The 368-nt window shown below is 64.9% G+C and carries 1 protein-coding gene; it reads left to right on the top strand.

Annotated features, from left to right (window positions below; genetic code table 11):
• Positions 1–234: integrase core domain-containing protein (locus HIJ39_RS23480; protein ID WP_243239944.1), on the top strand; the 234-nt coding region annotated here is incomplete at its 5' end.
• Positions 235–368: the final 134 nt, after the last annotated feature.

Raw genomic sequence — 368 nt, 5'->3', positions numbered from 1 at the left:
AACTGTTGGGACAATGCCTGTATCGAGTCCTGGCATAGTCTGCTCAAGAAAGAACTGATTTATCTCGATCGCTGGCCTACGCGGGCGGCGGCGCAACAGGCGATTTTCGAGTACATTGAAATCTGGTATAACCGGCAACGGGTGCATAGTGCGCTGGGCTACCGGACCCCGCAGGCGGTCTTGACGGCGGGACTGGCCTCCCCCCCATCCTTGGAGGCGAGCCACAGGTCCTGATGTCCGCGGCGGTCGGTCAAGGCCGGCATCCGCCGCCCCGTGGGGGCGCCTTGACGGAGCCGCGGCGGAGGCCGCGGGGAAACCGGCGCCCGAACCTCCGAAGGATCCGCCCACGCCCGATCCCAAAGCGCAAA

It is taken from the genome of Sulfobacillus harzensis (genome assembly GCF_012933365.1).
Classification (GTDB): domain Bacteria; phylum Bacillota; class Sulfobacillia; order Sulfobacillales; family Sulfobacillaceae; genus Sulfobacillus_B; species Sulfobacillus_B harzensis.
The sequence above is the reverse complement of the archived record's forward strand: the minus strand, read 5'-3'. Positions and strand labels throughout refer to the sequence as shown.